Below are 20,606 nucleotides of genomic sequence, written 5' to 3'. Positions count from 1 at the left end.
TATTATTGTATCTTAAACTATAATTAATTCAGAAGTTGATTGTATCTTTAAATAGTGATAAACACTTAATTGATAGATTGAAAGTCGATGACAAAAAGGCCTTTGATTATATTTATAACACCTATTATGATAGTTTATGCCTTTACATTTTCAGCTTTTCAAATAATGATACTATAGCTGAAGATATTGTTCAGGAAGTTTTGCTTAAACTATGGGAAAGGAGAAGAAAATTGAATATCCACACCTCTCTTAAAGCTTATTTATACAAATCTGTATATTACTTATATATAAGTCATTATCGTTTGAAAATGAAAACGAATAATCAGCTTGAAGAGCTTAGGTTGAATGTTGTTAATGATATTATTGAAAAGGATGATGACTTTATTGAGCAAAAATTGATTAAACTTAGGACGGCAATTGAGGCCTTGCCTCCTAAAAGAAAGGAAGTATTCCTTTTAAGCAAAATACAAGGTTATAAATATCGTGAGATTGCCGAGGCACTTGATATATCTGTAAACACTGTAGAAGTTCACATAAGCAGATCTTTGAAGTTTTTACGAAAAAAGCTAATTGATAAGGGAAATGATTTTATAAAACTGTTCATTTTATTTTCTCGACAAAATTATAGACGGTACTGAGACATGTTTTGGTTTTGTGCATAATCTATTGTAAGCATTTAGGAAAGTTTCGAATACTAATACAGATTATCTGAGCGCAAGATTCTTTCTAGGCTAATATAAAATTATTCTCATAAGAGTTAAAGAAGGAACAACTAAAATTTTTTAGGGCTAAAACTTAGGATTTTATCCGTGCTCAAGGTAGGATTAATTTGAGCGGAATCAGTTAATTTTACTGGATAAGGATTCATTTTAGGGTCACCTTCAAATCGCTCATAACTCTGTTCTACTGCCGCACCATTTAAATCCCATGGATTTGGTAGTGCGGTTACATCAAGTTCAGTAATCATTACTTTAATACCTAGTTCCGAAAAGGCTATAATGCTATTTTCAATATCTTCAATAGTTGGACCTAAAAGGCTATAATGCGCTTGCAGGCCTACGCCGTCAATTTTAATTCCTTTGGATTGTAATTGTTTTACCAGTCTGACAACCCCGGCTCTTTTTTTAGGTTTCCAAAGGTTATAATCATTATAAACTAATAGTGCTTCAGGGTCTGCTTCTGCAGCCAATTTAAATGCTTGTTCTATATAGGTTTCTCCAATAGTTTTTAGAAATAAGGATGCTCTCAATGAGCCATCTTCATTTAAGGCTTCATTGACTACATCCCAGGTGTCAATTCGCCCTTTATACCTGCTGACAATGGTATTAATATGGTTTTTTATGTGGCTGAACATTTCCAAACTGTCCATGTCTTCATGCATCCATGGAGCCAATTGGCTGTGCCATACCAAAGTGTGTCCAACAATATTCGCATCTATCTTTTCGCCAAAAGCAACATATTTGTCGGCTATATCAAAATAAAACGTGTCTTTTTTAGGATGAATTTGTTCCCATTTTAAATCGTTTTCAGGAGTAATAGTGTTGTATTCTTTCTTAATAAGAGATAAACTTAAAGAATCTTTTCCTTCAATGATTCCTTTATTTATAGCTGCTTCAATGAAAAAATTGGCTTCGAATCTGTTTTTAAGAGAAACTATTTTTTGTGAGTTAACCGTGTTAGGTTTATTCTCTTTACAATTTAAAACATTGAGTAGGCAAACTAAAATTGCTAATGTTTTTATTTTTAAATAACGCATAAAAAATATTTGTAATAGGGTAAACTTTATTCTAAATAATCTGTGAATGAAAGTAGTTTTGCAATGAAATATGAGGTAAGACAAAATGGACTATTACTGGTAAAATTGTTGTTTTTTAGTTAACAATCCTTTTAAAAACTAAGTTTTTCTTTGCTTTTTAAAAATTTTTGATAGGTGAATGAGTAGATTGATTTAAACTTTTTTCTGCGCTTTACCAAAAAGATTAATCATTTTTTTAGTTGATACCGACTGAGATAACTGATGCCCTTTTTTTATTCGTTTCCTTTTCGTTTAGTTCCTCTATATCTCTTTGAAAACAGTTTTTAGCAGTGTCATATTCCTGCTTACTTAATTTACTTTAAAAGAATAACTTTTTATCAGTTCTAAGGTTGATGTGTCAGTATTATAAACACCATACCAGCCTTGTAATTCATGAGGCGGGTCACCTAAAAAGGTGTCTCCGGGTTTCCAATATTCTCCAGGTCTTGCAGGCCTGCCTTCCCCGGAGTAAGTCCAGAAATTTAAACCTTTTACAGGGCCGTTATTTTGAATAGAGTTGAGCACTTTACCAAACAAATGTTTGTAAAACCTATCTCTCCATATAGTTTCGGAATCGGGGTTGTATGACGAATTATCTCTGGCAATACCAAACTCTTCCAACACTACAGGTTTTTGCAATGACTTGGCAGCTTCTACATGAGTGCCCCAATAATTATCAGCTTTTTTAATGGCTTCTTTAAATTTTTCTTCACCTTGTTTAGGATTAAACCAACCCCAATTTTGCGGCCATATGTGCATGGTTATATAATCTACGTTTTCATCATTGTTGTCACGTAAAACATTGGTGCCCGCAGTTTCTTTATCTGTATTGCCTTCTGTTCCCAAGCATACCAAATGATACTGGTCCAGGCTCTTAATAAAGGCTGATGTTTTTCTTGTCCACTTTACGAAAGCCTCAGAAGCATTGTATCCTCTGGGTTCATTGGCAAGTTGCCAAGCCATTATGGTCGGGTCTTTCCTGTAGCGTTTTTTGGTAATGCTATTTCTTCTGTTAATGATTTTCTCGATGTGGTTGTACATCATTTGTTGAGCAACTTCATTCGAATAAAATAATTGTGAATAGTCTGTAAAGTCGTTCCAGGATGTGCCTTCATTTTGCGGAAATGGAATATCTCCGGCATTAGCCCATTTTAAATACTGAGGGAACCCACCACTCCAGGTCCAGAAGTTGCCCAGTACCATGACGGCTTTCATATTTCTTTTAGCCATTTCTGAAAGAAGAAAATCCAAGCCCTTCCAAACATCTTCATTGTATACGCCCGGATTGGTTTGTAAAGCAGGATGTACACAATATTTCATGTCGCTATCGCCTTCGCTTGCAGCTAAAACTCTCAGGTTTGTAATTCCAAGTGTTTTTAACTCATCTAACTCTTGTATTAAACGTTGCCGGTCACCGGAATCCGGTGCTCCTAAATTCATGCCTTGCCAATAGTTGGAACCAATAAATACATAAGGTTTCTTTTTGTGTATAAATGCGCCGTTTTCAACTTTAACAAATTTTCGTTTGTAACCGGCGCATGAGGACAGGCTTCCTATTGATACCAATAGGATTATAAGTATTATTACTTTCATAATTTATTTTAATCGTGATATGATTATGTCTTTTAGTTCAATTGATTTTTTGCCAGGTATTTTAGCTGATTTAATCTTTAGTGTTTTATCTCCCTTGGACAAGTGAAATTTTCCAACAGAAACCATGTTCCAATCAGCTTCCGGAGCTTCCTGGTCCCTTTTAATACGGTCGTAATTCTTAAAACTACCATGCTCAAAAGGTTCTAAATCTGATATGGATAGTCTTTGGTTGTCAATTTCAACTAGAAGTTCAACGCCAACATTTTCCTTGTTTAGTGCATATTTTAGTTTGATTTCATAGTCACCGGTTTCTACCACATCGATGTCCCAGGTAGCATATGCCGTCGGTTTGGTCCAGAAATCAATCCAATCATGGGCCCAACCGTATAAGCTATGATAAGCGATTCCGGTATGTTTTCGGTCTTTTCTAAACTCGAAAGAGGGGTGCAAATTAGCTTCGTGAGCGGGCAAAGTTGTATTTGGATAATCATTATAACCAATGGGGATGCGCTTAGTAATTTCAGTAGGTTTTACAGACGTATACCACTTATTATAAGCGTTGTTTAAGGAATCGAAAATTGTTGGGAATTGTTCTCTGATATTAATGGACTGACTTGGGTCTGATTTTAAATTGAATAACGCTTCGTTAATTAATAAAAAATCGTTTGAACGGACCCGTTTTTTGCTATTCCATTCAGTGAATAACTTTCTGTCAGGAAAATTATTCTCGCCTTTTAATAGTGCATTGAAACTGACTCCATCAATATTATTTTCAAAAGAATGTTCTATATCCATTAAGTCTAATAGTGTAGGTAAAATATCTATATGGGCCAGTGGTTTAGAAATCGTCGTGTTTGCATATATTTTACCTTTCCAGTTAATGATGAATGGCACTTTAACGCCGCCTTCATCAATACCGCCTTTTTTGCCTTTCAATCCGGCGTTGTATCTAAAATTGAGTGGGCCATTATCAGACATGAAGATTATGATTGTGTTTTCTCTGATTCCAAACTCATCTAATTTCCTAATTACTTTTTCAACATTGTCATCAATGTTTTCAATCATTCCATAAATGGAAGCATTAAAATCATCAATACCTTTCGCTTTGTATTTATCAAAATATTTATCCGGAACCTGAAGTGGCGTATGTGGTGTTTGATAGGGTATGTAGCAAAAGAAAGGCTGCTCTTCTTTGTTATTTTCAGAAATAAAATCTGTGGCTTCATTAGTCAAAACATCTGTTAGATAGCCAACGGTTTTAAATTCTTTTCCATTCTTCTCAATAGTTGTGTTGAAATAATTTGTCCAATGCCCGGAGGTAAACCCGGTAAATTTGTCGAAACCTCTTCCCAATGGGTGATAGGGGTAATGCGCTCCATTATGCCACTTTCCAAAAATGCCGGTCGTGTAACCCTGTGATTTAAGAATGTCTGCCAAAGTAGTTTCATCCAGATTCATGTTCTCCCTGCCTCTGGTGACCCCGGTCACTCCTGTGCGCTGATGATATCTGCCAGTTAATATACTGGCTCTTGTTGGAGCACAAACCGGACTAACATAGAAATTCTCAGCAAAAGCGCCTTCCTTTGCAAGTAAATCAATGGCTGGCGTTTTTACAATTGGGTTATTGGTGAAAGATAAGTCTCCATAGGCTTGGTCGTCAGTTACAATAAGAACAATATTTGGCTGTTTTTTTTCGGCATAATTAGGATCGTTTTTACATGCAGAAAAGAATAGTATGATAAGAATAAAACTTACTAATCCGGAAGCCGCTTTCAAAAGACTAAGATATTGGCACATATTTTAGGCATTAAAGTGTTATTGATAGCTTATTAAAACCCTTCCAATTTGAACTTGTTCTTTAAAGCCAATTTTTAAGAAAGACACCTTGTTTTCAAGGTGGTTGCCTTTATAAAGTTTTGCGTTCCAATACCCGTAGTCACCTTCACCTTTGTTTTCACCTAAAACACTTGTTGATATTGGCAGAAATTCTTCTCCGTGTTCGGAAACTGAAAGCTCTAACCCTGTGTTTGAAGACGTTTCAAAAGCAAATATATTTATGTCTTTGATACTCCCGGGGACATAATAAATAATTTCACTATCAGCTTCTCCCTGAATACGCTCAGTGTCTTCTTTAAATTTTCTGTCTTCCCCTTTTTCAACGGTAAGATTTTTATAACTATAGAGTGTCATTAAATTACCCATTTCATCAATTAACGCTTTAGCAGAAACACTAACGGGCCCTATGACGTTTGATTTGGGTGATTTACCAGAAGCATTTTGGGCTTCAACTCTATAAAAATATGATTTTCCTAATTCGGCAGTTTTGTCGTTATATAAGGAAGTATATTGAACGTCTGCATCTGAAATATTATAGGCTATTTGTTTCCAGGGACCACTTTCTTTTTCGGCTCTTTCTATATTATATCCTGAAGCTCCAACTGAACCTTGCCACGAAATTTCATAAACGTTTTCAATCGGTAGTAGTTTAGGGACTTTTGGTTTAGGTAACTCCGGAGGTGTTAAACTATCAATTTCGTAAGCTTTGTTTCTCATAAGTTCAAGAAGCCCTTTTTCGTCATAGTTATGTCCCGAAGCAAAACCCGGCCAATGATAGGCTTTGTATAAACCATGCCCTACAGGTTCTGAGTGCCAGTAAAAACCGCCTTCCCGTCTATGAGATCGAATACTCCAGTTTAATGTTCCGGCAATCTCTTTATTCGATATGATATAGTCATACACACGCTCATGGGCACTGGTGCTTTCAAATCCAAGTTCTCCAAGTATATATGGTTTTTTGCCTTGAATAATGTCCAGATTCGCCTTGATATTTTCTATTTGTTGAAATGGATCCTGTTCGTAATGGTGTGATGATAAAATGTCAACATTAGGGTCTTCAACAGATTCTTTATGAACATACCTGTAATTATCTATGGCATAAAATCCATCCATTAACAAATGATTGGTGTCAATCTCTTTTATGTAGCCCGCTATTTCTTTAACCCAGGAGTAGGGGGACATTAGTTCATTCCCTGTTTCCCAGCATAGAATGGATTTATCGTCTTTATACTTTACACCGGTAAGGGTATTGGTTCTGTTAAGGGTATACTCAATGGTTTTTTTAAAGTCGTTGATTAATTGCTCATCTTCCCAAAATTCTTCAAAGGTTTTTCCTCTAAAGGCAGCGTATTGCGGTGCGCCACCCATCCATTTCCAATTATTTAAAAGTGAAAAAATAATTCGGATTTCCATTTCATTGGCAATCTTTAGCATTAAATCGTTCACCGCAAAAGCTTCTTCTACAAACTCGCCTGGCCCGGTAATGAAAGTCGGATTGTCCGGTTCGTCTTCACGTTTTACCGGAAGTGTGTAGATTCTAATCACTTTCCCACCCATTTGTTTAACTGTTTCAAAGGCATCACGGATTTCAAATTCATCCGGATATCGGTATGGGTTGTTGGTTGAAAAACTTAATTCGTCCTCTATGTAGTTTAGGTTAGGAATGTTCATGGAAATAAATCGATATTCCTTATCACCATCCATTAGTTTATAGCCTTCCTTGGTTATAAAGTTTTCAAAGCCTTTCTTTTCAGGTTTGGAACAACCAAAACTAATCATTGTTATCGCTATTAATATTAATGTTTTTTTCATGTCTTTTTATTGTCGTTTGGATGTTAAATCGTCAGTGATACGATCCATATACTTGTCATTTAATTTATATACTAGCAGAATAAGTGCAGAGATAAGGGCGCCAAGTGCCGGATAGATGCTTATCATCATTTTAATGCCTTTTAATGATTCCATAGTTTGCTCTGTGTTGGCTTCAAAGCCATAGGCTGCCAATAACCATCCGGTAATGGCACCTCCTAATGTCCAGCCCATTTTTTGTGACATAGAAGAAGATGAAAATATCAGTCCGGTAGCTCTTCTGCCTGTTTTCCATTCGGAATAATCGGCTATATCTGCATACATGGACCAGATAAGAGGTAAAACAATACCTGCAGATAGTCCAATAACTAAATTAAGAGCAAAAATGGTGCCTACAGCATTGGGGTCCACCCAGTAAAAAATAAAGCTGAACAGGGCAGCAATGAGCATAGCACCGATAAAAACAGTTTTCTTTCCAAATTTAGCCGAAGCAGGTTTAGCAAGTAGGACTCCAAGTAAGTTTGATCCTAGCCAAACTGTCATATAAGCGCCCGCGAGTTTATCCCATTTCACTTCACCAAAGCCCGATAAAACCTGGTCTTGTACAAAATATTTGAAATAATACATAATGCTGCCATCCCTTAAGGAGTTAAATATTAAAACAGCAATGCCTGCTCCCAGCATGATAAACCACTGACCGTTTTTTGCTAAATCCTTTAAGTCGTTTTTTATAGACGATTTTTCTATTAAGGGCTTAACACGTTCTTTGGTCCACTTATAGGTCATTATAAAAAAGAAAGCAGCAATAATAGCATATACAGCAACAGTATATTGATAACTTTGAGCATTATCGGATCCTGAATTTTTAAAGAAGTCTAATAAGTACGGTACTGTGGCTGTCATGAAAATCCCCCCGGAATAGGCTCCTATAAACCTAAAAGAAGCTAAAGAGGTACGTTCTTTAGTATTGGAGGTCATGACGCCCATTAAAGAAGAATAAGGTACATTAATAGCGGTATAGACCATCATCATTAAGGTATAGGTAATGTAGGCGTAAATGAGTTTTCCCGATGGACTAAAGTCGAAAGATGAAAACGTTAAAACACCTATAATACCAAACGGAATGGCTATCCAAAGCAAATAGGGTCTAAACTTTCCCATTTTGGTGTTAGTCCTATCCGAAATAATCCCCATAATTGGGTCATTTAGCCCATCCCATAAACGTGTTAGTAAGAACATGGTGCCCACTGAAGCTGGTGAAAGTTCAACTACGTCAGTGTAATATATCATTAGGAACATGGAGAACAACTTCCAGAACATGGAAGATGCAAAGTCTCCAAATCCATAACCTACTTTTTCTTTAAATTTTATGGGCTCTTGCATTACCTTGGTTTTTAATCTTGTCAATACGTTCAATAAGTTCTACTAAAGCTCTGGAATTGTGGTATGGACATTTCCAGAATCCTAATTTGTCATCATCAGGATTAGGATTCCCGTGTTCATCAACACGCCAAAACCATTCGCCGTTTTCCCGGTCTATCAGGTAATTCTTGATAAAACTCCAGATGTTAAATATGGCCTTAATGTATTCCTGTTTTGGTTCCATTTCAAAAGCATCCATAAAGCCGACCATAGCTTCGGCCTGGGGCCACCAGTGTTTGTCCTTATCGTACTGATTATTTTCGTATTCATTAAATACAGAGCCATCTGTATCCAGCCCTTTTTTCAGTGTAATATTTGCTAACTTCAGGGATGTTTGCCTTACATTGTGAATTAAAGCGGTATCCTGAATTACTTCAGCTGCTTCATGTATTAACCAGGCCCCTTCAATATCATGACCAAATGAAATGGTGTTGGATCTCACGTTCCAGTCTAATTCGAAAAACAGGTTAAAATGACCGGAGTCTTTATCCATAATCTTATCTTGAAAAATGGCTATTAATTCCTGAATACCAGTCTTTAATTTGTCATCTGGCCAAACTCTATACAGATTGGTGTATGGTTCAAGAATATGCAGGTGTGTATTCATGGATTTTGGTGCATTTTGGTCTTTTTCACTTAGGCGCATGTCATCTATCGGGGCCCAATCATATTGTAATGCTTCTATATAGCCTGAATATCTGGGTTCTTTAAATTTATCCTCAAGAATATTGAATAGTGCTTTTGCGAAGTTTAGACTACCTGCATTGTTTGTTGCTCTATAATATTCTGAGAAAGCATAAATTCCAAAACCCTGAGCATAGGCTTGTTTTCTTTTGTTTATGGGGTTTCCGGTAAAATCTAATTCCCAATACAGACCACCATTCTCCTCATCCCAAAAGTGATTTATAATATATTCGTAAACAGAATCGGCAACTGATTTATAAGCTTTGTTCCTGGTGATTCTGTAAGCGGAAGAGAATGTCCACAGTAATCTTGAATGTAAGATGGAACCTTTTGAAGCTTCTTTGTATCTGTTACCATAGTGATCTATCTTACCGATTACGCCTCCGTTTTCTGTATCTAAAGCTTCCGAACTCCAAAAATCGAGTAAACTTTTGAGTTCCTCAAAAAGTTCAGCTTTAAGAAGCGAAAGGTCAAATTGGCTTTTGTCAAGGACCTCTGTGATGGTTTCTAACTTGTTATTCATTAATCTACTTTTGGATTGGTGTTAGGTTGGAAACTTTCTTGTTGGCGTCTATCAGTTTATTAATTGTTTCTACCGAAAGGTGAGAATGTAGTTTGTCTTCAGGTGAATTGATACAATAATCCAATAACTTGTCAATTGTTGAGGTGGCTACGTGTACTCTGGTATCAGATGACGCATAGTAAATATAGACTGTACCGTCTTCATCTTTTATCCAACCGTTTGAGAATGTTACGTTTGAAACATCTCCAACGCGCTCTTCCTTAAGTGGCGCAATAAAATGGCCATGAGGTTTATGTATGATTTCCCAGGGCCTGTCAATATGGGTCATAAACATATACAGGGTATATCTTAACCCTGCAGCGGTGTTTCTAACGCCATGAGCTAAATTTAACCAGCCTTTTTCAGTCTTAATAGGAGCGGGACCTTGACCATTTTTTACTTCATAAATGGTGTGGTATGTTTTTGGGTCAACAATGGTTTCTTTGTCTATTTTAGGGCTCTCTATTGTGTCAGATAATCCAAATCCAATACCACCGCCTTTTCCAGTGTCAATAAAACCGTCTTGGGGCCTGGTGTAAAAGGCGTATTTTCCGTCTATTAAATGAGGGAACAGGACAACGTTTCGCTGTTGTCCGGAATTTGTAACCAAATCCGGCAGACGTTCCCAGTTTATCAAATCTTTGGTGCGTGCAATCCCTGCAGATGCAACGGCAGAAGAAGTATCCCCGTCAGGAGCATTTGGGTCTTTGCGTTCCGTGCAGAATACACCATAAATCCAACCGTCATCGTGTTGTGTTAAACGCATATCGTATACGTTTGTGTCCGGGTTGTCGGTTTGCGGGATTGTAACAGGTCTGTCCCAAAACCTGAAATTGTCAATGCCGTTTGGGCTCTCGGCAACGGCAAATATTGATTTTCTGTCGTTGCCTTCAACCCTGGCTATTAAAATATATTTTCCGTTAAGCTTTATAGCGCCTGCATTTAATACGGCGTTAAATCCAATACGTTCCATAAAATACGGATTGGTTTCCTCATTGAAATCAAAACGCCAGTGTAACGGAATATGGTCCCTGGTTAAAACCGGGTTTTGATAACGGCTATAGATACCATTGACACTAAATTTTTTGTTATTTGGTGCAGCAACCAATGCCTCATATTGGTTTGTAATTCTTTGTAATCGTTCAGAAAAATTCATATAATATTTTGTTTAAGCCCCTCGACCTTAAATTAAGTAATTTATTGGTTATAAACGTTTAGAGCATTTACCTCCTGTTGGAATAATGTGCTTGGACTATTGTAAAAATTAATAAAGTCGTTTTTAATTTGTGTTGAGCTGTTGGCATTTGGAATATAAAGTTGACTTTGTGATGAATTCCAGGGCGCATTAAACCAGGCTAATACCCATGCAATTCTAATATCACTTCCGCCTTCTTGAATGGCCGCCAGAACATTTGAGGTCCAGAAGGTAGGTGTTAAATTAACATAGTCTTCCTTTCCGGTTTCACTAAATATGGCCACCTTATCATGATTGAAAGCAAATGTTGATAATGAGGTTAGCTCGGCTTTTAAATTACTTTTAACCGGGTTGTAATAATCAATTCCAACAACATCTACATAGGTGTCCCCGGGGTAGTAGCTTTCATCTGTTGTCTGATTTGGTGTCCACCCAAAAAGTACAAGGTTTGTTCTGTCTTTTATATAGTCTACTGCTAATTGATAAAAATCAATGTATAGTTGGGCCGAGTGATTAGTGGCTTGAGTGCCCCACCAGAACCATGCACCGTTCATTTCATGGAACAACCTGAAAACTATAGGGAACCCTAAATCATTGTTTATGATGTCTAATACTTCATCAAGTTCCGTATAAAACCAGGTTCTTGAGTCATTCAAATCATTAACAATGTCATACATCAAACTTTTGTCGGTATCAGTGGTTATGCCATTAAAATAGACCTTGTGGTCGGTTCTGGATCTTTGATGAAAGTCAAAAGTAACTATAGAGCCATTGTTATAAGCATGTTTTGCTTCGTCAATATGAAGTTGCTTTTGGCTTTCCGGTTTATACAGCATGTAGTGTGGGTCTATGCCGTAAACTCCCGGGTGGTCTCCGGTAACATCTTTACAATCTGAAGTGTTTAGGTCTGTGCTCATTGAATTTAATTGAAAAGTCAACGGGAATTCTTGACCAAAAGCAAATTGGCTACCGTTAGCCAGGGTTGCTAATTTGGTATAGAGGTTTTTAGTTTCCTGAGTAGCATTCGAATCTATCGGGAGATAGGTTCCCTGCACTCTAACTTCAATACTTATGGCATCAGAATCTGTATCGCCATAGGAGTCCGTAACTATTAATTCTACGTTATGTGTGCCAAGGTTCAAATCAACATCTAAAACTTCTGTGTTACCAATGGTTGAGCCATTTAACTTCCATTCAAATGCAGCAATGGGAGCTTCAACATCCGACGAATTAGAGCCATCTAGTCTTACTGTTACACTAGTGTTGGAACCTACTAAGACAGCGACCTTATTTTCACCGGCATTTGCTACAGGTTGGTTGTTGGGAGCTTCTGATATGGTTACCGTATATTGTTTTGCAGTTTCATTATTCTGCTTTAAATCGTAAGTAACGGATTGCTCAAAATTATTGGTTGTTTTACCGGATTCCTGTAATGTGCCTCCTATATATAAACTGGAATTCTGTGTAGTCGTAAATTCGGCAGTCAAATTGCTTAAATCTGTTCCGGCAGGCACGGTAGCTGTAATAGATAAATTATCTATTGTGAAATTCACGTTGTTAAGTTCTTTGATGCTAAAAGCAGTTAGTTTGGCTTCAAAGTTTATGGATACTGTGTAACTGGTTCGTGTTCCATCTTCAGCTTCTACAATATATGTGACCGGGTTAGTAAAGTCGTTTTTAGAATAACCGGATGTTTGAAGTGTATTGCCAACAAATACTTTGGCATCAGGTGATATTGAAAAAACAGCTGTGAGGTTTTTTAAATCTCGTTCGTCTTTTAGCGTGGTCTCTACTTTGTTTGAAGAAATACTAAAGCTTTCGGTTATTTCTTGGATAGAAAATGAAAGCAATTTAGCATCGCTACTCAATGTAGGGGTTTCGTCTTTTGAACATGCTGCCAAAAGGAAAACCAATAAAAGCGTTCTGATTGTTAATTTCATAATACTACGTTTTAAATGCTTTTCAGTGTGATTGGTAGAAGGTTATTTTAAACGGGGTATTCTTAGGTAAATACCCCATCTAAAACAAAAACTAAACATCAACTAATTTCAAACAATGAATACTAATATCTTGGTCCTTCCGTAATCACAACTTCGTCTATACTGATGCCTATGGTGTTCGCGTCATTTCTGTTTACAATAATTTCAATCCTATCTACAGGTACATCGTTAGTTGGGCTGGAGAAGGTATTATATGGCGCATTCCCGCTCCAGTTTTCAAAAGAACCATCATTAAACAAGCTAAACTGAAATGTTTCCCAATTTCCATTTGTATTAGGGAAGAATTTCTTAGCCAACTGCATTTCCCCATCATATTGCCAAATTCTAATGATCACATATTGTGCATTATCCGGAATGCCATTCAAGGCGAAGGATAAATAAGGGTCGTCGAAAACGGATAGTTGAGAGTCTGACATGTCTTTTGATATGGCTTGTCCCCAATAACCGCTCCAGTTACCTAGTGAACCGTCATCAGTGTAAGTGAAGAATTGGTCGCCGTAAAATGGATCAATGTCATCCCTTCTAAAGTTTAATGAAGCTACAGTCTCGTTGCCATTCATGATATCAGGCCATGAATTTGTGTCTTCAAAATCCATTACAACGATTTTGGCTGGTTTCGTAGACCCAACAAGTGCGTCTCCCACTTCCTGGCTACCATCGTATTTTCCTTCTGTTATTTTAACATAGGCTATATCCAGATCCTGGCTAGTTCCCGCATTACCGGCTTTAAGCCCTAATTTAGGAAGGAATGTTGCGGGGTCCCAGCCGTCACCTTCCCAATTATCTTCCAGTGGTTGTGAGATGATAATCCATTGGCCGCCTGTATCAAATCCATATCCAAAATGTCTCCATGTCCCAGGAGATTCCATTTGGAAATACCCGGCGCTACCTGCTGGTGTTCTAACAGCAAATGTTAAATGTGGATTTATAAGCTTGCTAAAGTCCGGTGTTTCAGCAATTGAAATATTTCCAGTTTCTCTATCCCAGCCATAACCGGGTGCTCTTAAAGAGAAGTAGTTTTCCTGGTTGCCTAATACATCTCCTGCTTCTATAGTGGAAGTTCCTTCTCCCTGATAAGGATTAATACCATCTTCAAAGTCCCATATAATGACTTCATCATAAGAAATAAACGGATAGATAACGTTTATTTTTTCGGCAGTTGGAATGTCATTTTTAGCCAGACTTTTGAATGAAACGTCTACTAACATACCTGCTCTCAGATTCAACCCGGAAACTGATAATAATAATTCTGTTTCAGATTTAGATACAACGGGCACCGGTTCACCTTCCACAGCAACTTCCGTTAATAAATCTACATTTACTCCTTTTACAGTGAAAGTCAATCCTACTTGAATATCGCTTACTTCTGTAACTGAAGACTCCTGGATAAGTGGGATAAAGGGTTCCATGGTTTGGTAACTTTGTTCGTATTCATTAGTGACTCTAATCGGAGCACCATTTACCGACATGGTTCTGGGAACTACAACGGTTAGTGAGTTTTCGTCTCCGGCTACTGCAATATCTTCTCCGGCTACATTGCCAAAGTATACGTTTTTAACTCTGGTAAAATTTCCTGTTAAAGTAATGGTGCTTGATAAGTAGTCGCTATAAGTACTTACATTTGAAATTGTTGGCACCGGCCAGCTTATGTCATATATAGAATCATCCTTTTGGCAACTGATTACGGTTACCAAAACCAGTATGATTACTGATAAATATTTTAAATGCGTTCTCATTTGAATTGTTTATTTAGTTATTAGTAGCCTTTATTTTGTGGTAGTCCAAAGGTGTTTACGTCTCCTATTGGTATAGGGAGTAAGCCATCGTGGGACGTATAATTGTCTGTAAATGGTAATAGGTCAATTCTTCCGGTTCTGATGATATCAAAGTATCTTATGCCTTCAAGAGCAAGTTCCATACGGCGTTCTTTCCAAATGTCAAGTAATAAGTCATTTCCTGTGCTAAGAATATCTGGTACAGATGCTCCTGCAAACGTATCGTAAGTGTAGTTTGACGTTTGCCCTTCAGATGCCCCTAACGGCATAGTAGAGTTTTGAGCACGGTTTCTGACCATATTAACGTAATCTCTGGCGTCGCTTTCCATGCCTTTATAGTAGGCAGCCTCCGCATGGGCCAGTAAAACTTCAGCATAACGCATGACTCTTTTGTTTACGTCCTGATTGTTGTGGTTACCATGTCTGGCTTCTTTTGCTAAAGCATATTTTCTGTTTAGTCTACAGCTGGTTACAAAATCTTTTGTACTGTCATCAGTTAATGTCCAAATTTGTTTGTCCCAGGTTTGTTTTACGCCGAAAAGAATGTCGAATTCCTGCCCGTAGATTGTACATAGTATCCTTGGGTCTGAGCTTAGGAAAGTATTATACAGTGCATCAGTTGGTAAGTTAAAGCACCAGCCCCAATCGTCTCTGTTACCCATTTGAACGATTGTAGTGTTACCTACGCTTTCTCCCCATTCGTTATTGGTTTGTTTGTGTTGAATTTCGAAAATAGACTCGATGTTATTTTCGCCTTCTTCTTCCCAGATAGTTGCAAAGTTGCTCGCTAACTCATATTCTCCGGAGTTAATAATGTCACTTGTAAGGTTGTAAACTTCATTCCAGTTGGCAGAAACGTCTACCGAATGACCTGCCGAAGCAGATAGAACAGAATTGTAGCTATAGCCGGTTTCTTGCATTAGCACTCTGACCTTAAGCATTCTGGCAGCGCCCTTGGTTGCTCGACCTAAATCTGAAGCAGCATATTGGCTTTTTTCCGGTAAGACAGCAATCGCATCATCAAGATCTTGTTTTATGAAAGTGTAAATCTCGCTAACCGTACTTCTTGGAGCGGTTAAATTGTCTACTGTAAAGTCTGCAGTAACCAATGGTACGCCACCAAATAAAGGAACTAACTTAGAATACGCATAAGCTCTTAGGAATTTGGCTTCACCAATAATTCTTTGTTTTAAATCTTCATCGAAAGTGGCATCCGGTAATGAGTTTATCACTTCATTTGCTCTGACGATAGTTGTGTATAAAAGCGACCAGGTTCCTCCGGATACACCGTTTCCGGAGTTTGCAGTAAATTGTCTTAAGTATTCACGGTCCACCCAGTCAAAGAAGCTACTACCTCCTTTTAGGGCGTCATCAGATAAGATGTCTCCATAAACAAAGAACTCATCATCTTGGGTTGCCGCATAAACAGAGTTTAATCCTGCCAATGCATTTTCGGGGTCGTTAAAATAAACCTCTGCGGTTTGGGTTCCTATATTTTCTAAGTCTGTTAAGTTGCCTTCACAAGAACAAAGAGCAACAACAGCTATAAAAAATGGTATTAATCTATGTAATTTCATTGCTAATTTTTTAAAAGTTAATGTTCATTCCAAAATAGTATAACCTCGGTTGCGGGTAGTTTCCTAAGTCTACACCAATACCTAAACTCCTAACATCATTTGCGGCGTCTTGGGTCAAATCACCAATCTCAGGGTCGTAACCTTTATAATTTGTGAAGGTCAATAAGTTTTGTCCTGACACGTAGAAACGTAATTTATCGATGCCTGCCTTTTCAATTAAATTTGAAGGAAGTGTATAACCAATTTGTAGGTTTTTCAATCTTAGGAAAGAACCGTCTTCAACATACCTGTCTGAAAAACGTAAGTTGTTATTGGCATCAGATAGGGTGACTCTTGGTTGTGTCCCGTTTGGATTGTTTACCGGATGGAAACGATTCATTCTATCGGCATAGGCATTAAAATAATCGTTAACATCTAATAGTCTTAAGCTCATACCGTTTACGATTTCAGCCCCCTGGACTCCAAAGAAATTACCTGATAAATCGAATCCTTTGTATTCCAAACTGAAGTTAATACCATAAGAGAAATCGGCCTGGCCAGAGCCTAAATAAGCTCTGTCATCTGCTTCTATAGTGCCATTTCCATTGTTGTCAACAAATCTAACATCTCCTATCTGAGCATTGGGTTGTATACTGGCGTAAGCGTCAACTTCTTCCTGAGTACGGAAAATACCATCCGTTTGATATCCGTAGAAATAAGCTATTTCTCTGCCAGATTCAGTTCTGGTTGTAAATCCCAGTTTATCAATGTATCCGCCATCAATAAAAGCATCGGCATCAGAATTTAGCTTGGTGATCTCATTGTCAATAAATGTAATGTTCGCCCCGATGCTAAAGTTTACATCTCCAATATTGGTTCCGTAGTTCGCTGCAAATTCAAAACCTTTATTATTCATAGTTCCAATATTCGCATTTGGTCTGTCTTTTGGATAGTAGCCAGGAAGTGCAACTCTGGTAATCATATCTTTGGTATCTCTTATGAAATAGTCTGCGGTAACACTTAAGTCGCCTTCTAAGAAGCCCATATCAACCCCAAAGTTTTGGGTTTCAACAACCTCCCATTTTAGGTCGGGTGTTGGAATGTTGGTGGTGGTACCTCCCTGGTATTGAACATCGTTGAATACGTACTGCATGGAGTAGTTGCCAATGTTGGCAACATCAGAACCTGCTTGTGCACTGGCTTGATTACCTACGCGCCCCCATCCTGCTCTAAATTTTAAAGTTGAGAACATATTAAGATCTTGGACGAACTCCTCTTCATCTGCTTTCCAGGAGGCCCCAACTGATGGGAATAATCCCCATTTATTGTCTCCTGAGAATTTGTTAGACCCATCATATCTAACTGTTCCTGTTACCATGTACTTGTTGTCAAAGGAATAAAATGCTCTTGCGAAATAAGATTCTGTACCTCCTTGTCCTTGATAGGCATTAATTCTTTCGTTAAAGGTTTTTGCCAAATTCAAATACTGTAAATCTTTTTCCTCTGGAACATTGATTCCTGTTCCACTGAAACCTGAACTTTTATTGTATTGTGATTCATGGCCTAAAGTTGCATTTACTTTATGTAAGTCGTTGAAAGTCTTGTTGTAGTTTAACAAGTTTATCCACGTCCAGCTATAGAAATCGCCTCTTTGCTCAAATAATTGGCTTTCAGGACGATTAAAATTTTCGTTTAAGTAATAAGCCGGGCTATAATTTTTGTTATGGATGGCTCCGTTTGAAATTTGATAATTGGTTTTAAAGCTAAGGCCGTCAGCTATATCAAATTCCAGCCAAGAACGCAACAAATAGGAATTGGTTGTATTGTCGCCATATTGTAAATGATCAACCAGTAACGCAGGATTGTTTCCAAAAGCCGTAAGCATTGGAATAAATTCACCTTCCGCATTTGTTGGGCTGTCAATTGGGCTTGATGTTAATGATAAAGGAATGGGGCCGTTATAAATTCCCTCCGGGAAGTTACCTAATTCACTTCTGAAAATATTGATTTGAACACCTGCATTAACCTTATCGTTAAAGTGGTATTCTGTTTTGGTGTTGAAAATATACTTTTTAAAAGAAGTGTTTTCTACAGTTCCATCTTCATCAAATAAAGTGCCGCTAAGTGCGTACAAAAGCTTTCTTCCGGAATCATCATTAGATGAAAAGCCTCCTCTTATACTCAGGTTGTAATTTTGTTGGTGCGCTTCTCTAAACACTTGATTTTGCCAATCAGTGCCTGATGCATTATTTGCGATAGCAAAATTAATGCGGCTTTCAAGATTTGTTGGCAATGTTTGTCCGTCATTCGCTGCCGCCTCAAGAATCAACTGTCCCTGTTGAGAGGCATTCAATAAATCTACCTTATTTGGGATTTCGGCAATACCGTAATACGTATTGAATGAGAATACGGGTTTCGTAGAGGCTTTACCGGATTTAGTAGTTACAATTATAACACCGTTGGCTCCCCTGTTACCATAGATAGCCGTTGAAGATGCGTCTTTTAGGATCTCTATGCTTTGGATATCTTCCGGGGCTAAAAATTCAATGTCGTTCCCAATCGGTACACCATCAACTACATACAGTGGGTCTGAGTTGTTGGTACTACCAACACCACGAATTCTTACTTTCATTCCAGCTCCCGGACGACCGGAAGTCTTATTGATCGTAACACCGGCAACTCTACCTTGAATGGCTTCTACTGGTCTGTTCGATGCTACTCTTAACAAATCATCTCCTGTTACCGATGACACAGCACCGGTTAAATCACTTTTTCTCATAGAGCCATATCCAACTACTACCACTTCATTAAGTCCAACCAAATCTGTTTGTAAAGTGACGTTTAAAGTGGTTTGGCTTTCAATGGCTACGTCCTGGGTTTTAAAACCTATATACGAAAAGCTTAGTACATTTTGGCTGCCGGAAAGCGTGATGGAGTAATTCCCGTCAAAATCTGTGGTTGTACCATTGGAAGTTCCTTTAACCAAAATGGTAACACCAGGTAATGGCATATTACTTTCATCTGTAACCGTGCCACTAACCGTTTTGTCTTGTGCAAATAATGTCCACGTTGGCACAAGTAAAACGATCATTAAAATAAATCGGAGGTTTTTTCTCATAATTAAAAGTTTAGTTAGTATATCTCAAAATTGTCTTAAGTAGTTTGCTTTTTTACCGTATGGTTGTATAAGCAATTCTTTGATCAGAATTTAGAGTTCAAAATTATGTACTAATACCTCTTTTGTTAAATATTTTTATATCATTTAATGATACTTTTACGACATTTTTTAATATTTTGATATTCAGGCACTATTTTTTTATTCATACATAATTGAAGTTAAATATTTAAAAATCAATAATTTAAATAAATATTAATAAAATTTACGAATAATAAGAAAAGCTATTTGGTCAATATTATAGATATTATTATTAAATTAGCATATGTACTATTATATCATTATTTGTTGTACTATTTCATCAAATTAAAGCTAAATCAAAACGAATTATGTTAATACACAGAGAAATTACCCCGCTAAAGGAAGATGATTGTTTTTTGGTTTTTGATAGGGAAAGGAATGATTTTACATTTCCGATTCACTTTCATCCGGAATACGAAATCAACTTTATCCATAATGCCAAGGGGGGGAAACGCATAGTGGGAGACCACATCGGTGAAATAGATGATTATGAATTAGTAATGGTGGGTCCAAATGTATATCATGGATGGGAAAACTATAAAAATGATACTACTCAAACCTTACATGAAATTACAATACAGTTTCCAAGGGATTTGTTTGACTCGCTTCTATTAAATAAGAATATTTTGAAACCGATAAAGGAACTCTTTAAAGCTTCAAAACATGGTATTCTCTTTTCAAAGGAAACTATATTGAGTGTAGAAGAAAGGTTGAATTCATTAAGCAGGAAGAGTGGGTTTGACAATTTTATGGAATTTCAATCCTTATTATATGACCTGGCTGTTTCCAGGGATAAAAAAACCCTGACTAATCTGTCGTTTGAAGATCAGAACGATTTTCATAATAGTGAACGTATAGAAAAGGTGTACAACTATATTAAAGAGCATTACGATAAAAAGATTAAGGTTGAAGATGCTGCTGCAATTATAAACATGACTGTGATCTCTTTTAGTAGATTAATAAAAAAGCGCACCGGCAAAACGTTTACCGAATTTGTGAACGAGTTAAGGTTAGGTTATGCCACCAGAAAACTTATTGAGACCAATGATGGTATTTCTGAAATTTGTTTTGATTGTGGGTTTAACAATATTTCCAATTTTAACAGAAGATTTAAGAACAAGCAAGGTTGCACGCCTACAGAGTTTCGGGAAAACTTTAAAGGGACACGAAATATTTATTAATA

13 protein-coding genes are annotated in these 20,606 nt (G+C 37.2%); 2 read left to right on the top strand and 11 right to left on the bottom strand.

Annotated features, from left to right (window positions below; all coding sequences use genetic code 11):
* Positions 1–35: 35 nt before the first annotated feature.
* Positions 36–638, top strand: a complete 603-nt coding sequence (locus Q0983_RS06880) for an RNA polymerase sigma-70 factor (protein ID WP_299550584.1) — start codon at positions 36–38, stop codon at positions 636–638.
* A gap of 134 nt (positions 639–772) precedes the next feature.
* Here the strand turns inward: Q0983_RS06880 and Q0983_RS06875 are convergent, their stop codons facing one another.
* The 11 genes from Q0983_RS06875 to Q0983_RS06825 form a co-directional block, all read right to left on the bottom strand.
* The gene (locus tag Q0983_RS06875; RefSeq protein ID WP_299550582.1) at positions 773–1,756 is read right to left on the bottom strand and encodes an endo-1,4-beta-xylanase; all 984 of its coding nucleotides are present in this window, start codon (positions 1,754–1,756) and stop codon (positions 773–775) included.
* A gap of 348 nt (positions 1,757–2,104) precedes the next feature.
* Positions 2,105–3,388 carry a beta-galactosidase gene (locus tag Q0983_RS06870; RefSeq protein ID WP_299550580.1) on the bottom strand — a complete coding sequence of 428 codons (1,284 nt, stop codon included), beginning with the start codon at positions 3,386–3,388 and terminating at the stop codon, positions 2,105–2,107.
* A gap of 3 nt (positions 3,389–3,391) precedes the next feature.
* A complete protein-coding gene (locus Q0983_RS06865; RefSeq protein ID WP_299550578.1) occupies positions 3,392–5,185 on the bottom strand; it encodes an arylsulfatase in 1,794 nt (597 codons plus the stop codon).
* Between the two features lie 18 nt (positions 5,186–5,203).
* The gene (locus Q0983_RS06860; RefSeq protein ID WP_299550576.1) at positions 5,204–7,036 is read right to left on the bottom strand and encodes a hypothetical protein; all 1,833 of its coding nucleotides are present in this window, start codon (positions 7,034–7,036) and stop codon (positions 5,204–5,206) included.
* Between the two features lie 6 nt (positions 7,037–7,042).
* The gene (locus Q0983_RS06855) at positions 7,043–8,416 is read right to left on the bottom strand and encodes an MFS transporter (protein WP_299550573.1); all 1,374 of its coding nucleotides are present in this window, start codon (positions 8,414–8,416) and stop codon (positions 7,043–7,045) included.
* Positions 8,394–9,662 (bottom strand): AGE family epimerase/isomerase, encoded by a 1,269-nt coding sequence (locus Q0983_RS06850; RefSeq protein WP_299550571.1) that lies wholly within the window; start codon positions 9,660–9,662, stop codon positions 8,394–8,396. The genes Q0983_RS06855 and Q0983_RS06850 overlap by 23 nt, the downstream gene beginning before the upstream one ends.
* Before the next feature lie 4 nt (positions 9,663–9,666).
* Positions 9,667–10,857 (bottom strand): glycosidase, encoded by a 1,191-nt coding sequence (locus Q0983_RS06845; RefSeq protein WP_299550569.1) that lies wholly within the window; start codon positions 10,855–10,857, stop codon positions 9,667–9,669.
* 41 nt (positions 10,858–10,898) lie between these two features.
* Complete coding sequence (locus Q0983_RS06840; protein WP_299550567.1) at positions 10,899–12,836, bottom strand: glycosyl hydrolase; 1,938 nt, start codon at positions 12,834–12,836, stop codon at positions 10,899–10,901.
* Positions 12,837–12,958: 122 nt separating this feature from the next.
* Positions 12,959–14,632, bottom strand: coding sequence for a hypothetical protein (locus tag Q0983_RS06835; RefSeq protein WP_299550565.1), 1,674 nt, complete (start codon positions 14,630–14,632; stop codon positions 12,959–12,961).
* Positions 14,633–14,652: 20 nt separating this feature from the next.
* Positions 14,653–16,248: a RagB/SusD family nutrient uptake outer membrane protein gene (locus tag Q0983_RS06830; RefSeq protein ID WP_299550563.1), complete on the bottom strand. Its 1,596-nt coding sequence runs from the start codon at positions 16,246–16,248 to the stop codon at positions 14,653–14,655.
* A gap of 10 nt (positions 16,249–16,258) precedes the next feature.
* Positions 16,259–19,345 (bottom strand): TonB-dependent receptor, encoded by a 3,087-nt coding sequence (locus Q0983_RS06825; RefSeq protein WP_299550561.1) that lies wholly within the window; start codon positions 19,343–19,345, stop codon positions 16,259–16,261.
* A gap of 386 nt (positions 19,346–19,731) precedes the next feature.
* On the opposite strand from Q0983_RS06825, the gene Q0983_RS06820 reads away from it, so the two are divergent.
* On the top strand, positions 19,732–20,604 hold the full coding sequence (locus Q0983_RS06820) for an AraC family transcriptional regulator (RefSeq protein ID WP_299550559.1): 873 nt from the start codon (positions 19,732–19,734) through the stop codon (positions 20,602–20,604).
* The last annotated feature ends 2 nt before the right edge of the window (positions 20,605–20,606 follow it).

It is taken from the genome of Seonamhaeicola sp. (assembly GCF_028281565.1).
GTDB lineage: Bacteria > Bacteroidota > Bacteroidia > Flavobacteriales > Flavobacteriaceae > Seonamhaeicola.
Note: the sequence above shows the minus strand (reverse complement) of the source record. Positions and strands in the feature narration are given on the sequence as shown.